The following is a 14,826-nucleotide window of genomic DNA, read 5'->3' as shown; positions in this document are numbered from 1 at the left end:
TAGACTGCTTTCACATGTTGAGAATAATAAGAACTGAGGTCTTGCCGTGAGCGCAGCCCCCGCAGCATCAACCCCGAATGTCAAAGATCAGGTCAGCGCCACCGAGTGGCAGGCGCGAGTGGATCTGGCCGCCTGTTATCGGTTGGTGGCCCTGCATGGCTGGGATGATCTGATCTTCACCCACATTTCGGCCAAGGTGCCGGGCACCGAAGATTTCCTGATCAACCCGTTCGGGATGATGTTCCACGAAATCACCGCGTCGAGCCTGGTCAAGGTCGATCAGGCCGGCAACAAGCAAATGGCCAGTCCGTACGAGATCAACCCCGCCGGTTACACCATCCATAGCGCGGTGCACGAAGTGCGTCACGACGTGGCGTGCGTGCTGCATACCCACACGGCAGCGGGTGTAGCGGTTTCTGCGCAAAAGCAAGGCGTGCTGCCGATCAGTCAGCAATCGTTGTTTGTCCTCTCCAGCCTGGCGTATCACGCTTATGAAGGCGTCGCGCTGAACCATGAGGAGAAGGCGCGCCTGCAAGCGGACCTTGGGCAAAACCATTTCCTGATGCTGCACAACCATGGGTTGCTGACCTGTGGCAGCACGATCGCCGACACTTTTCTGATGATGTTCACCTTCCAGCGCGCCTGCGATATCCAGGTGCTGGCGCAGAGTGGCGGGGCTGAGTTGATTGCCATCGAACCGCAGATACTCGCCGGCGCCAGGGCGATGATTGCCGGCGTAACCAAAAGTGCTCAAGGAATGGGTGGCGCGCTGGCCTGGCCGGCGTTGCTGCGCAAACTCGATCAACAAGACACGGGCTACAGACTCTAAATGTCTCTCGCCGAAATCCCGTTATGCGTCTGGCGCAAACGAAGCCAGAGCTTTGTGTTCCGTGGCCAGGCCATCCGCTATTGGGTGGCCGGCCAGGGCGAACCCTTGCTGCTGATCCACGGCTTTCCCACCGCCAGCTGGGATTGGCATTACCTGTGGCAGCCCCTGGCCCAGCGTTATCGAGTGATCGCTTGCGACATGCTCGGTTTTGGCGACTCGGCGAAACCCCTTCACCATGATTACTGTCTGCTGGAGCAGACCGACCTGCAGCAGGCGCTACTGGCTCATTTAGGCATCGACCAGCCCGTGCATCTGCTGGCCCATGATTATGGAGACAGCGTGGCGCAGGAGTTACTGGCCCGGCACGAAGAGGATCGTGCGCAGATTGCCAGTTGTGTGTTCCTCAACGGCGGGCTGTTTCCCGAGACTCATCGACCGGTGCTCATGCAGAAATTGCTGCTCAGCCCCTTGGGCTGGATGATCGGGCGGGCTTTTACGCGAGATACCCTGGTCAAGAGTTTCCGGCAGATCTTCGGTCCCGAGTCCCGCGCCAGTGAAAGCGAACTGGACGATTTCTGGAGTTTGATCAGCAGCAACAATGGGCCGCGCATCCTGCATAAGCTGATCAATTATGTGCCGCAACGCCGCGCATTGCGCAATCGCTGGGTTCGCGCCATGCAGACGGGAAACGTTGCGCTACGGGTGATTGACGGTGAAGCCGACCCGGTGTCGGGCGGGCACATGGTCGAACGCTACCGGGCGCTGATTGCCAATCCGGACACCGTGTTGCTGCAAGGCATTGGTCATTACCCGCAAATCGAAGCGCCGGTGCAGGTGCTCAAGCACTACCTGGCCTTTCGTGAACATCTGAATTCCCTGGCGTTGAAAGTCGCCTTCTCCTGATCCCCTGAACGCCTGGCACACCGCTCGATCATCCCTCTGCCTTATCGTCCACCATTCAGCTCCAGCCCACTTGATTGTGAGTGCGTAGCGTGTGCCTGACACTCAGGTTCACTGTCCTTGGGCCTGCTGGAGTTGGGTAATGAATGAGTCTGTGCGCTTCGAAGATAAAGTCGTGATCGTCACCGGTGCGGGCGGAGGCCTGGGACGGGCCCATGCGTTGCTGTTCGCCAGGCAGGGGGCCAACGTGCTGGTCAACGATCTTGGCGGCTCGGCGCAAGGCGAGGGGGCCAACGCCAGCGCGGCTGACCGCGTAGTAGCCGAGATTCGCGAGGCTGGCGGTACCGCCATCGCCAACCATGACTCGGTGACCGACGGCGAGAAAATCGTTCAGCACGCACTCGACGCCTTTGGCCGGATCGACGTGGTGGTCAACAATGCCGGGATCCTGCGGGACAAGACGTTCCACAAAATGGACGACAGCGACTGGGACCTGGTTTACCGCGTCCATGTCGAGGGCGCCTACAAAGTCACCCGTGCCGCCTGGTCGCACATGCGCGAGCAAAACTACGGTCGGGTAATCTTTACCGCGTCGACGTCGGGCATCTACGGCAACTTCGGCCAGTCCAACTACGGCATGGCCAAGCTCGGCCTCTATGGCCTGACCCGCACCCTGGCCATCGAAGGCCGAAAAAACAACATCCTGGTCAACGCCATCGCCCCGACCGGTGGTACGCGCATGACCGAAGGCCTGATCCCGCCACACGTATTCGAGCAACTGAAACCGGAACTGGTCAGCCCGCTGGTGGTGTACCTGGCGAGCGAAAACTGCCAGGAAACCTCCGGGCTGTTCGAAGTGGGTGGCGGCTGGATGGGCAAAGTGCGCTGGGAGCGTAGTCTCGGTGCCGGCTTTGACCCGCGCGAGGGTTTCTCGCCAGAGGAGGTAGCGGCGCATTGGCAGCAGATCTGCGACTTCGAAGGCGCGGCACATCCGAAGGACAACATTGAAGCGTTGAAGGAAATGATGGGCAATCTGCAGCAGTATTCATTGTAAGTGGTGAAGGCACCGCTATCGTTTCGCGGGTGGGGGTAACGAATTCAGGTTTCGTTGCCTTCATCCTCAAGCCCGGGGCTGGTGTCAGGTGACCTGTTTATTCGATTGCGGGTGCCTTTCAGGACGCAGTTGCTCAGCTAGCCGTTTGAGTGCCATCTGTGACTGGAGTCGGGTCCATTCGACGGCGATGCACTGCGTGGCGGCTTGTGCCGCCGCTTGAGCGTGTTCGTTGGCCAATTGCAGAGCTTGTGTCCATGCTTCAATCCGCTGCTGTTTTCGCGTCCGGACTTCTGCTTCAACATCCGGGTCAGTTAGATAGCGTGGTGGCTTGGGCATCTTTATCTCCTGTTGAATGAGTAGGGCGCTCAATATTCAACTTACAACAGAAGTAAAAGGCACGAATCTGATAGAGGTGTGGGTTATCTCATGTTCATTTGTGTGAATCTTCTTGATGCAATAATTAAAAGCAACCCCTCTTGTGTGAAGCCTGTTTTTTGAATCGCATAGAAATACCACCGATAAAAAAGCCGCTGCAAATACAGCGGCCAAGCCGAGTGCTCGAATAAATGGCTGGCAGGATGTGAGGCCAGCCTTCAAGGGAAGTATTTACTCACCAGTGCTGCGAGGGTCGCGGCCGTTTGAGCATCCATGACCCCGTCGTATTTCTCCGGCCGAAAGTGCAATTGAAATGCTCGAACCAGTTGTTGGTATCCCGATTCGGTAGTAGCCCCCGAAACGTCATAGCCGTAGGTCTTGAATAGTTTGATCAACGCTGATCGATCGGGAATACCCGATTCGTTGTAGTGTCGCAGCCGGGCATCTCGGCGGTCATTGTCAAACCAGGCACCAATGCCCTTCAAATACAGCGCATGCCATGGAAATGCCGGGCCTGGGTCGCTCTTGCGGCCAATGGCGATGTCAGAGTGGCCCAGGACATTACGCGCACTGATGTCCGGGTAGCGCTTGAGTATGTCCAGTGCCAGTTGCTCAATCGCGGCGACTTGCAGGGGGGGGTAAGGCGGAAAGTTGAAGTGTCCCTGGTTGTCACTCGCCAGATTCACCACTTCGATACCGATTGAGGTGTCATTGAGACTGCTGCGATTGTCCCACTGGCTGACTCCGGCGTGCCATGCCCGTTGCTGTTCATCGACAAGACTGAAGATCTGCTGATCCGTGAACCCGGCCTTGGCGTAGGAGGAGTCGGTCACGTCGGGGATCAGGTAATGAGCGCTGACGCTGGGACCGGTCAGTGCCGCGATCGAGCTTGAAAAGTTGCCGGCAGTGTAGTGAAGGATCAGGAAGCGAATTCGACTGTTGTAACCTTTGGTCGAGCGGTATTGGCTATTGATGGGAAACATGAATGATGACTCCGGTATCGACGTGATTGAGTTGGCGTTTACCGCCAGTCAAGTCAGCCTATCAGTGAGTTATCAGTACTTATGTGGCGCTTTTCCGGCGCTTTTGTAGGAGGGGCGTTAGTGTTGTATGGCTATGTGTCGCCGGTGCTGTAGTGCCAGGTTGTAGTGAATAAAAACCAGCGCATAAAAAAGGCCGCTGCAAACGCAGCGGCCAAGGTAAGACGTTAGATCAAGGAGCTACAAATCAACGTCAGTGAACAACGGGCAATGAATTGAAGGGGAGGCTCAACTCATCTGGATTTTTTGGCAGGGCAAGTGGACGATCCACACTTGAGTGCCTTTGCGCATTCAGGGTATTTCCCGTGAAAGCCAGACAATAATAAGTTGTTCTTTGCACAGGAAAAATAGCGATTCGAGACATGCACTGTTGCATCATTGGCAACAGTCGCGATCTCGACTCTGGTGCGCTTGCATCATGGGTGTGGCTGATACCCCCGTCATCCTGTCCGTCCATGCCCGGTTCGAAGTCCCGGGCCCGCAAGGGTACTGATCCTCGGAAAGTGCGCGGTTGAACGTCGAATCCAGGCGGTGGCCAAGACCAAGTCGATGGGGTTTTTTACCTGAGTGCAGTCGTGCAGCGATCAGCTCAAGGCCGTGGCGGGTTCATGCCCCATGCGCCAGCTCACGGCCCGGGTTGCCGCCAACAGGCGCTGCGCCGCCGGCCCGTTTTCGTCGGCGTGGAACAAGGACGTCGGGCCGACGATGGTCAGCACGGCGGCAATCTGTCCAACCGCATTGAACACCGGTGCCGAGAGCGCATCGACGCCGGGCATCAGCAAGCCATGCACATGGTGCAGGCCGCGTTGGCGAATCTGTTCGCACAAGGTGCGGTAGGCCTGTTCATCGGCCAAGGGGTGAGCCTCCGCGGCCTGGACTTCCTGCTCTCGCAACTCGGCGGTTTCCCGGTGCGGCAAGTACGCGCCGAACACCAGGCCGGTGGACGAGCTGAGCAGCGGCAACACCGAGCCTAACTGGGTCACCACTGTCACTGCACGCACCGCAGGCTCGATGTGCACCACGGTTGCCCCCTGATTGCCCCACACCGCCAGGAAACAGGTTTCATTCAATTCGTCGCGCAACTCGCTGAGTGGCAGGGCGGCGACTTTCAGCACGTCCATACTGTTCAGGGCCGCCAGGCCGACGCGCAAGGCTTCGCGGCCCAGGCCGTAGTGGTTGGTCGTCGTGTTCTGCTCGGCAAAACCGCTGGCGATCAGCGCCTGCAGATAGCGGTGAACCTTGCTCGCCGGCATCTGCACATGTTCGGCCAGGCGCGATAACGACGTCGACGGCGACAACTCGGCCAACGCCTTGAGGATGTCGGTGCCGACCTCGGCCGAGCGGACTTTCTGTTTACCGTTGCTGTCGCTGGTTGCGCGCGGCTTTTCCATGGTTCAGTCATGCCTGGAGATGAATGGGCGTCTTTATAGCTTGACGGTCAATACCAATCAAATTACGTTATGCGTAATCGAATTACGATAAAAATAACCTGGACGTGCCGAGACTCTGAAATGGAGCCATGGCCACGGCCTACTCCCTGTTCAGGAGGCTCCATGAACCTCGACTCAACGGCACCGGCGCTGGCTTACCAGTCAGGCTTCGGCAACGAATTCAGCAGTGAAGCGCTGCCAGGCGCATTACCTGTCGGCCAGAACTCTCCGCAAAAAGCCCCTTACGGCCTCTACACCGAACTGTTCTCCGGCACTGCATTCACCATGGTCCGCAGTGAAGCGCGGCGCACCTGGATGTACCGCATCCAGCCGTCGGCCAACCACCCGGCGTTCGTCAAGCTGGAGCGGCAACTGGCCGGTGGTCCGCTGGGCGAAGTGACACCCAACCGCCTGCGCTGGAACCCGTTGGACATCCCCACCGAGCCGACTGATTTCATCGACGGCCTGGTGAGCATGGCCGCCAACTCGGGTTCGGAAAAACCGTCCGGTATCAGCATTTACCATTACCGCGCCAATCGCTCGATGGAGCGGGTGTTTTTCAATGCCGATGGCGAATGGTTGCTGGTACCGGAGCTGGGCCGCTTGCGTATCGCCACCGAGCTGGGCGTGCTGGAACTGGAACCGCTGGAAATAGCGGTACTGCCACGGGGCTTGAAGTTCCGTATCGAACTGCTCGACCCGCAAGCACGTGGCTACCTGGCCGAGAACCATGGCGCGCCGCTGCGTCTGCCGGACCTGGGGCCGATTGGCAGCAACGGCCTGGCCAACCCTCGGGACTTCCTGACCCCGGTTGCGCACTACGAAGACCTCAAGCAGCCGACCACCCTGGTACAGAAGTTCCTCGGTGAACTGTGGGGGTGCGAGCTGGACCATTCGCCACTCAACGTCGTGGCCTGGCACGGTAACAACGTCCCGTACAAATACGACCTGCGTCGTTTCAACACCATCGGCACCGTGAGCTTCGACCATCCGGACCCATCGATCTTCACCGTTCTGACGTCGCCCACCAGCGTTCATGGCCTGGCCAACCTCGACTTCGTGATCTTCCCGCCACGCTGGATGGTTGCCGAGAACACCTTCCGTCCGCCGTGGTTCCACCGCAACCTGATGAACGAATTCATGGGCCTGATCCAGGGAGCCTACGACGCCAAGGCTGAAGGCTTCCTGCCGGGGGGCGCGTCGTTGCACAGTTGCATGAGCGCTCACGGACCGGATGGCGAGACCTGCACCAAGGCGATCAATGTCGAACTGACACCGAGCAAGATCGATAACACCATGGCGTTCATGTTCGAGACCAGCCAGGTATTGCGCCCAAGCCGTTTCGCCCTCGACTGCCCGCAACTGCAAAACACCTATGATGCTTGCTGGGCTTCGCTGCCCGTCACTTTCAACCCGAATCGGAGATAACCCATGACCCAGACCACCCCCACTCGTAGCTGGGTTGCCTCCGCCAACGACCATGCTGATTTCCCGTTGCAGAACCTGCCGCTGGGCGTGTTCAGCACTCAGGGTTCGGCGCCGCGCAGCGGCGTGGCCATCGGTGAGCACATTTTTGACCTGGAAGCGGCACTTGAGGCCGGCCTGTTTGACGGTGCTGCTCGCACGGCCGTCGAAGCCACCCGTGGCGGCCAGTTGAACGCGTTCTTCGACCTCGGTCGCGGTGCGCGGGTTGCCCTGCGTGAGCGCCTGCTGGAACTGTTCGCCGAAGGCAGCACCCTGCACGGCAAGATCGAAGCCCAGGGCGCGAAACTGCTGCCACTGGCCACCGATTGCCAGATGCACCTGCCGGCGAAAATCAATGACTACACCGACTTTTATGTCGGCATCGAGCACGCACAGAACGTTGGCAAACTGTTCCGTCCGGACAACCCGCTGCTGCCGAACTACAAGTATGTGCCGATCGGTTATCACGGCCGCGCCTCGACCATCCGTCCCTCCGGCACCGACGTCCGTCGCCCGAAAGGCCAGACCCTGCCCGCCGGCCAGGCCGAGCCGACTTTCGGCCCGTGCGCACGCCTGGACTACGAACTGGAACTGGGGATCTGGATCGGTCAGGGTAACGAGATGGGGGATTCGATTGCCATCGGTGACGCCGCCGAACACATCGCCGGTTTCTGCCTGCTTAATGACTGGTCGGCCCGGGATATCCAGGCCTGGGAGTACCAGCCACTGGGTCCGTTCCTGTCGAAAAGCTTCATCACCAGCATCTCGCCGTGGGTGGTGACCGCCGAAGCGCTGGAGCCATTCCGCCGTGCCCAGCCGGCGCGCCCTGAGGGTGATCCGCAGCCACTGCCGTACCTGTTCGACACGCGCGATCAGGCCGCCGGGGGCTTTGATATCGAGTTGGAAGTGCTGCTGCTCACCGAAACCATGCGTGAACAGCGTCTGCCGGCCCATCGCCTGACTCTGAGCAACACCCAGCACATGTACTGGACCGTCGCCCAAATGGTTGCGCACCACAGCGTCAACGGCTGCCAGTTGCAGGCCGGCGACCTGTTCGGCTCGGGTACCTTGTCGGGTCCGGAAAACGGCCAGTTCGGCAGCCTGCTGGAAATCACCGAGGGCGGTAAAAAACCGATTGAGCTGGCGTCTGGCGAGGTGCGCAAGTTCCTTGAGGACGGCGACGAAATCATCCTGCGAGCCCGTTGCAGCCGTGACGGCTTTGCATCCATCGGCTTCGGCGAATGCCGTGGCAAGATCCTGCCGGCACGCTAAGAGGTTCAGGCCATGGAACTCTTTACCTACTACCGTTCGACCTCATCCTTTCGGGTGCGCATTGCCCTGGCGCTCAAAGGGCTGGATTACCAGGCACTGCCGGTCAACCTGATCGCCCCGCAAGGGGGCGAACACCGGCAGCCGGCCTACTTGCAGATCAATCCGCAAGGCCGGGTGCCGGCCTTGCGCACGGATGAAGGCGAATTGCTGATCCAGTCGCCAGCGATCATCGAGTACCTGGAGGAGCGTTACCCCCAGGTGCCGCTGCTGTCCGGCGACCTGGACAGGCGCGCTCACGAGCGCTCGGTGGCGGCGTTGATCGGTTGCGACATTCATCCGCTGCACAACGTCAGTGTGCTCAATCAACTGCGCCAGCTGGGGCATGACGAGCCGCAGGTGGTGCAGTGGATCGGTCACTGGATCACTCAGGGACTGGCGGCGGTCGAGCAGTTGATCGGCGATGAGGGTTACTGTTTCGGCAGTGCACCGGGGGTGGCAGATGTCTACCTGATTCCACAGCTGTATGCGGCGGAGCGCTTCAGCATCTCCCTTGAGGCGTTCCCCCGGATTCGTCGAGTGGCGGCCCTGGCGGCGCAACACCCGGCCTTTATCAAGGCTCATCCGGCGAATCAGCCCGATACCCCGGCGTAACACCAGCCCCCGTGGGGGCGGGCCGGGCGGTGCCCAGCTCGTCCCCACAGGAGCAGCGCGGTGTGTTGCTTGCACCACTTCATCATTCATCGCGGGCAAGCCCGCTCCTGCAAGAGATGTGGAATCCCCCCCCGGCATAACCAAAAAATAATAAAGGTACCTTGCGATGCATAATCAGATTGCCAGCTTTCGGTCGGCCCTCGACGCCCGTCCGGTGTCGCGTTATCAGTGGTTGCTCTTGTTGCTTCTCGCGTTGTTGCTGGTGACTGACGGCTACGACGCACAGGTCCTGGGGTATGTAGTGCCTGCGCTCGCGCAGGATTGGGGGCTGGAAAAAGCGGCGTTCGGCCCGGTGTTCAGTGCCAACCTGCTGGGTCTTACCCTGGGTTCGCTGGCGGTCACCCCCATGGCTGACCGCTTCGGTGTGCGGCGAATTCTGCTGTGCTGTGTGTTGATCTACGCCAGCCTCACGGTGTTGATGGTCTTCGTCGACTCTTTGAACACCTTGATGGTTGCACGGTTCATTTGCGGCATAGGCATGGGCGGGGCGATGCCCAGTGCCATGGCGCTGATGTCCGAATACTCACCCCCCCGCCTGCGCACGCTGATGGTCACGCTTGCAGCATGCGGCTTTTCGTTTGGCGGCGCTGCGGGTGGCTTTGTGGCGGCCGGTTTCATCGACAGTTTCGGTTGGCAGGCGGTGTTCCTGGCGGGAGGTGTCGCGCCTTTGCTGCTGTTTCCTTTCCTGTTCTGGTTTCTCCCTGAATCCCTGCCGCGCTTGCTGCGTGATCAGCCGCCTTATGCGCGACTGCGCAAAGTCACCGCCCGGATGCTGCCGAACTGGCAGCCTCCGGCGGCTTCGGTGCAACAGAATGAGCAGGAGCAGGGCAGCAAACTGACAGTGGTGGAACTCTTTCGCAACGGTTACGCACGGCCTACGTTGCTGATCTGGTCGACATTCTTTGTCAGCTTGATCCTGCTGTATTTCATGATCAGCTGGTTGCCGTCATTGCTGCTGGAAAGCGGCCTGACACTCAAGGACGCTAATCTGGTGACGTCGATGTTCCTGTTCGCCGGCACGGTCGGTGCAATCTGCATGGCCTGGATCGCCGACCGTCTCAAGCGCAAAGTGCGTCTGTTGTCGGGTGTGCTGGCGGCAGCCGCGGTGTGCACCGTCCTGCTGGGCCTGAACCATGACAATCCACGCTACCTGGTGGCCTTCGTGTTCGCGGCGGGTTTCTGCATCATTGGTGGTCAACTGACCCTCAATGCCTTTGCCAGTAACTTCTATCCGGCACACGTTCGAGCCACTGGCACCGGTTGGGCATTGGGCGTCGGGCGTTTCGGGTCGATTCTTGGTCCGCTGTTTGGCAGCATGTTGCTGGCGATGCATGTTCCCGTGGAGCAGATTTTCTTCTTCTGTGCGATTCCGGCAGTGATTGCCGCGCTGTTGATCATTCAGGTGCGTTCACCCGTGGATACAGCCCCGAGTCCTATTGGGGGCGAGCTTGCTCACGATGAACGGTAACGCGCTCTGTCAGTAACACCGGGGTGCCAGGATCGCGGGCATCAGTGCACGATAGCGTTGGGCGGCAGATGCCCCAGCCGTTCGGTCAGGCGAATGCGCTGGATCGGGTCTTCGCAGAGCAGTAGGGCGTGCTCCAGGTCGTAGCGTTCGGCGTTGGGGCAGTCCAGGCGTTGATACAGGCTGGCGCGGGCGAGGTAGTCGCTGGCGCTGGCATTACCCAGTTCCAGCACCCGTTCGGCGTCGATCAGGGCGTTAAGGTTGTCGTCATGGCTCAAGTGCAACTGGCGCAGGTTGCGTGACAGGCGCTGGAGCATCTGCACCGGTTCGCAGGTCACCAGGTGCTCGGCGTTGAGCTGCATGTTCGGGCCGAACTGACGTTGCAGCAGCTCGCGGCAATCGTTGGGGTATAAACGTCTACCGCCGCATGGATCAAGCAGATGGTCGGCGCCAGGCACGCGTAACAGAAAGTGCCCGGGGAAGTTGACGCCAACCATCGGGATCTCCAGCCGTCGAGCCAGTTCCAGGGCAATCAGGCCCAGCGCCAGTGGTTGCCCACGCCGCCGTTCCAGCACTTTGTTGAGCAATGCCGCCTGTGGGCGCAGCGGGGAGGATTCGTCCTGTTGATAGCCCATGTCGTTGAGCCGCCGCAACAACGGCTGGCCCAGTTCGCTGACCGGCAACATCGGCAAACCGGCGCTGACCCGTTGCTCGACGTCCTTGAACTGCTCCAGCAACCACTCGGGTTTCACCTCGGGATCATGTTCGGCCGCGATCCATAGCGCCGCTTCAAAAAGCGCCGGTGGCGAGCGTTGCAGGCAGGCGAAAAAAGCTTGGCGCGGTTTCATCGAAATCTCCGGTGAATGCCTCGTTTTAGCCCCGTCACGGGCATTCGTCCAGTGCCTTGCACGGGGTGTCGCGGGATATGTCCTAAAGCCTCTACGACTCACTCTGCTTATTCCGGTGCGCTTCAGCAATTTTTAGCCGCAAGCCTATACTGGCGACTACTGGAAGTGATTCGGGAGCCCTACGATGTTCGCTCTCATGCAAAGCACTCGCCTTGAATCGCTGCACCTGAGCGTTGACCCGGCCACCGGGTTAAAGGCCGTGATCGCCATTCATTGCAGCCGTTTGGGCCCCGCCCTGGGCGGTTGCCGCTACCTTGCCTATCCCGACGATGAAAGCGCCGTGATCGATGCCGTGCGCCTGGCGCAAGGCATGAGCTACAAGGCCGCCCTGGCCGGGTTGCCGCTGGGTGGTGGGGTGGCGGTGATCATGCGCCAACCCCATGTCGAGAACCGTGCGGCCCTGTTCGAGGCCTTCGGGCGTTGCGTCGAACAGCTCGACGGACGCTACATCACTGCCATCGACAGCGGCACCTCGGTGGCCGACATGGACTGCATTGCCCAGCAAACCCAGCATGTCACCAGCACCACGGCCTCGGGCGACCCCTCGCCGCATTCGGCCATGGGGGTGTTCACCGGTATTCGTGCCACCGCCATGGCGCGACTGGGCAGTGACAACCTGGAGGGCCTGCGGGTGGCGATCCAGGGGCTGGGCAATGTCGGCTTTGCCCTCGCCGAGCAGCTGCACGCGGCGGGCGCCGAACTGCTGGTGAGCGACATCGATGCGGGCAAAGTCCAGCTGGCGATGGAGCTGTTGGGGGCCCATCCGATTGCCAACGATGCCTTGCTCAGTACGCCTTGTGACATCCTCGCGCCGTGCGGCCTGGGCGGAGTGCTCAACAGCCACAGCGTGGCGCAGTTGCGCTGTGCGGCGGTGGCGGGATCGGCCAATAACCAGCTGACCAATTTGCAGGTGGCGGACCAACTGGAGAATCGCGGCATCCTGTATGCGCCGGACTATGTGATCAACTCCGGTGGGCTGATTTATGTTGCACTGAAACACCAGGGCGAGGAGTTGCCGACGATCACCGCCCACCTCTCGAAAATCAGCTCGCGCCTCACGGAAGTCTTTGCCCACGCCCAGGCGGAAAAACGCTCGCCGGCACGGGTGGCGGACGAATTGGCAGAGCGCTTGCTGTATCGCTAAGCGTCCAGGCTGTCGGTGGGTCTTTTTTCTGCATGGCAGGGCAAGTGAGCATTTTTTGTCAGGCTTGGCTTGTGGTGGTCCGCAACTTCATCGGCAAGGTGGGAGAAACCAATCCTTGCCGATGTAGAAGGGCCGTGTATGAGCTTCCAAGCACCTTTGCGTGACATGCGTTTCGTGCTCCATGAACTGTTTGATGTCAGTGCCCATTGTGAGCTGCTGGGGCACGGCCTTGATCGCTCATTGATTGATGGCGTCCTGGATGAAGCGGCTCGCTATGCCGCAGAAGTGGTCGCGCCGCTGAACCGTAATAGCGACGAAGAAGGCGTGACCCTCGTCAATGGGCAGGTCACGACCCCCAAAGGCTTTGCGCAAGCCTATCGGCAATACGTCGATAACGGCTGGGCCAGCATGTCCGGGCCTGCCGAGTACGGCGGCCAGGCATTCCCGCAAATGGTCTCGGCCAGCTTCCACGAGATGCTGATGGCCGCCAGCTTGTCGTTCCGGGTGTACTCGGGGCTGACAGAAGGCGCGGTGCTGGCGTTGTACAAGCACGGTGACGAGGCGCTGAAAAACAGCTACCTGGAAAAAATGGTCCAAGGCACCTGGACCGGGACCATGTGCCTGACGGAGCCCCAGGCCGGCACTGACCTTTCACTGTTGCGAACCCGCGCCATCGCGCAAGCGGACGGTAGTTATGCCGTCACCGGCAGCAAGATTTTCATCAGCGGGGGGGAGCAGGACCTTTCAGAGAATATTGTGCACCTGGTGTTGGCCCGCCTGCCGGATGCCCCGCCCGGCGTCAAAGGGATCAGCCTGCTGCTGGTACCCAAATTCATCGCCGATGCGGATGGCCGTCCAGGGCGAAAGAACAGCCTCGGTTGCGGTGCCATCGAACACAAAATGGGGATCAAGGGCGCCTCGACCTGTGTGATGAACTTTGATGGCGCCACGGGCTGGATCATCGGCTCGGCGAACCAGGGATTGGCCTGTATGTTCACGATGATGAACGACGCGCGCTATCAAGTCGGCCTGCAAGGGCTGGGTGTTGCCGAGCGTTCATTCCAGGGTTCTGTGCGCTACGCCCGGGAGCGGCTGCAATCCCGGGCCTTGCAGGGGGCTGTCGCGCCGGAAAAGGCCGCGGACCCGATCATCGTCCACCCCGATGTTCGACGGATGTTGCTGACCCAGAAAACCTTGATCGAAGGCTGCCGGATGGTGTCGGCCTACACGGCGCAACAACTGGATCTGGAGCATGGTCACCCGGATCAGGAGGCTCGCACGCGCGCGCGTCAACGCGCGGCATTGCTGATCCCGATCGTGAAGTCATTCTTTACCGACATGGGCCAGGAAGTCTCCAGCCTTGGAGTGCAGATTTACGGCGGTCACGGGTTTATCCGTGAGTGGGGCATGGAGCAGTTGATGCGCGATAGCCGCATCACGCAGATTTATGAAGGGACTAACGGCATCCAGGCGCTGGATTTCATTCGCCGAAAACTGCTGGGTGATGGCGGCAAGGAACTCGGCCTCCTGCAAGACGAGCTGAGCCAGTGGTGTACCCGCCAGTCGCGTGAGGGCCGGTTGAGCCAGTTGGTGATACCGCTGCAGGTTCGTCTGCAGGAATGGCGGGAACTGACGACCCATGTCCTCGAAGCGAGCAATCGCAATGTGCAGGAGATCGGAGCCTGCTCCGTGGACTTCCTGCAGTATTCGGCCTATGTGCTGATTGCCGGGTTCTGGCTGCAGGCGGCGGCCCGGGCCGAAGCGGCCTTGGCTTCGGGCACTGACGAAGCCGGGTTCTACCAGGCCAAGCTGCACAGTGCCGCGTTCTATACGGATCGGGTTCTACCCCGGGCCAGTGCGCACCGCGAGGCCATTCTGGCGGGCGCGGACTCCTTGATGGCAATGCCGGAAACCAGTTTCGTGTTTTAACCATTGCCCCGGTGCCCTGCAAAAACGGGCATGAAAAAGGCCCTGAATCTTGTGATCCAGGGCCTTTTCAATTCGGACGTTGCTTACTTCGCGGCTTTGGCGGCTTTGGCGGCCTTGGCCGGTTTGGCGGGCGGTTCGACAGGTTCGGCAGGCTCAACCGATTCCACTGCCGGAGCGGGCACGTTCAGCAATTCGGACAGGGCATCCGGCTGGCTCTTGAACGCCTTGGCAAACACATCGCGGTTTTTCGCCATGTAGATCCCGGCTTCTTCGACCTGCTGTTCGGTCAGGGACGGAACGGCTTT

At 60.2% G+C, this 14,826-nt stretch carries 13 protein-coding genes and 1 pseudogene; 9 read left to right on the top strand and 5 right to left on the bottom strand.

What is annotated here, in order from left to right; all coding sequences use genetic code 11:
* Positions 1 to 46 precede the first annotated feature (46 nt).
* The 3 genes from CKW25_RS03680 (at position 47) to CKW25_RS03670 (ending at position 2,783) form a co-directional block, all read left to right on the top strand.
* Positions 47 to 829, top strand: a complete 783-nt coding sequence (locus CKW25_RS03680) for a class II aldolase/adducin family protein (RefSeq protein ID WP_095077780.1) — start codon at positions 47 to 49, stop codon at positions 827 to 829.
* On the top strand, positions 830 to 1,732 hold the full coding sequence (locus CKW25_RS03675) for an alpha/beta fold hydrolase (protein ID WP_095077778.1): 903 nt from the start codon (positions 830 to 832) through the stop codon (positions 1,730 to 1,732).
* A 139-nt stretch (positions 1,733 to 1,871) separates the two neighbouring features.
* Positions 1,872 to 2,783 (top strand): SDR family oxidoreductase, encoded by a 912-nt coding sequence (locus CKW25_RS03670; RefSeq protein WP_095077775.1) that lies wholly within the window; start codon positions 1,872 to 1,874, stop codon positions 2,781 to 2,783.
* Between the two features lie 84 nt (positions 2,784 to 2,867).
* On the opposite strand, the gene CKW25_RS03665 is transcribed toward CKW25_RS03670, so the two are convergent.
* The 3 genes from CKW25_RS03665 to CKW25_RS03655 all read right to left on the bottom strand — a co-directional run bounded on the left by CKW25_RS03665 (position 2,868) and on the right by CKW25_RS03655 (position 5,589).
* Entirely contained in the window at positions 2,868 to 3,119 is a 252-nt protein-coding gene (locus tag CKW25_RS03665) for a hypothetical protein (protein WP_095077772.1), read from the bottom strand.
* Between the two features lie 257 nt (positions 3,120 to 3,376).
* Positions 3,377 to 4,141, bottom strand: coding sequence for an N-acetylmuramoyl-L-alanine amidase (locus tag CKW25_RS03660; RefSeq protein WP_095077768.1), 765 nt, complete (start codon positions 4,139 to 4,141; stop codon positions 3,377 to 3,379).
* 641 nt (positions 4,142 to 4,782) lie between these two features.
* On the bottom strand, positions 4,783 to 5,589 hold the full coding sequence (locus CKW25_RS03655) for an IclR family transcriptional regulator (protein WP_095077765.1): 807 nt from the start codon (positions 5,587 to 5,589) through the stop codon (positions 4,783 to 4,785).
* A 162-nt stretch (positions 5,590 to 5,751) separates the two neighbouring features.
* Between CKW25_RS03655 and hmgA the strand changes: the two genes are divergently transcribed.
* The 4 genes from hmgA (at position 5,752) to CKW25_RS03635 (ending at position 10,543) form a co-directional block, all read left to right on the top strand.
* Entirely contained in the window at positions 5,752 to 7,056 is a 1,305-nt protein-coding gene (gene hmgA, locus CKW25_RS03650; protein ID WP_095077761.1) for a homogentisate 1,2-dioxygenase, read from the top strand.
* 3 nt (positions 7,057 to 7,059) lie between these two features.
* The gene (gene fahA / locus CKW25_RS03645; protein WP_095077758.1) at positions 7,060 to 8,364 is read left to right on the top strand and encodes a fumarylacetoacetase; all 1,305 of its coding nucleotides are present in this window, start codon (positions 7,060 to 7,062) and stop codon (positions 8,362 to 8,364) included.
* Between the two features lie 12 nt (positions 8,365 to 8,376).
* Positions 8,377 to 9,015 (top strand): maleylacetoacetate isomerase, encoded by a 639-nt coding sequence (gene maiA / locus CKW25_RS03640; protein WP_095077753.1) that lies wholly within the window; start codon positions 8,377 to 8,379, stop codon positions 9,013 to 9,015.
* A gap of 166 nt (positions 9,016 to 9,181) precedes the next feature.
* Positions 9,182 to 10,543, top strand: a complete 1,362-nt coding sequence (locus CKW25_RS03635) for an aromatic acid/H+ symport family MFS transporter (RefSeq protein WP_095077749.1) — start codon at positions 9,182 to 9,184, stop codon at positions 10,541 to 10,543.
* Positions 10,544 to 10,584: 41 nt separating this feature from the next.
* Here CKW25_RS03635 and CKW25_RS03630 read toward each other — a convergent pair whose 3' ends face one another.
* Entirely contained in the window at positions 10,585 to 11,388 is an 804-nt protein-coding gene (locus CKW25_RS03630; RefSeq protein ID WP_095077745.1) for a SirB1 family protein, read from the bottom strand.
* A 184-nt stretch (positions 11,389 to 11,572) separates the two neighbouring features.
* On the opposite strand from CKW25_RS03630, the gene CKW25_RS03625 reads away from it, so the two are divergent.
* Together CKW25_RS03625 and CKW25_RS03620 are read left to right on the top strand one after the other, a co-directional pair.
* Positions 11,573 to 12,592, top strand: coding sequence for a Glu/Leu/Phe/Val dehydrogenase dimerization domain-containing protein (locus CKW25_RS03625; protein WP_095077742.1), 1,020 nt, complete (start codon positions 11,573 to 11,575; stop codon positions 12,590 to 12,592).
* Positions 12,593 to 12,730: 138 nt separating this feature from the next.
* A complete protein-coding gene (locus CKW25_RS03620; RefSeq protein ID WP_095077740.1) occupies positions 12,731 to 14,521 on the top strand; it encodes an acyl-CoA dehydrogenase C-terminal domain-containing protein in 1,791 nt (596 codons plus the stop codon).
* A gap of 83 nt (positions 14,522 to 14,604) precedes the next feature.
* Here the strand turns inward: CKW25_RS03620 and CKW25_RS03615 are convergent.
* Positions 14,605 to 14,826 (bottom strand): annotated as a pseudogene (locus CKW25_RS03615) (hypothetical protein); the annotation flags it as partial.

The sequence above is a fragment of the Pseudomonas sp. Irchel s3h17 genome, assembly GCF_900187505.1.
In the GTDB taxonomy this organism is placed as follows: Bacteria; Pseudomonadota; Gammaproteobacteria; order Pseudomonadales; family Pseudomonadaceae; genus Aquipseudomonas.
Note: the sequence above shows the minus strand (reverse complement) of the source record. Positions and strands in the feature narration are given on the sequence as shown.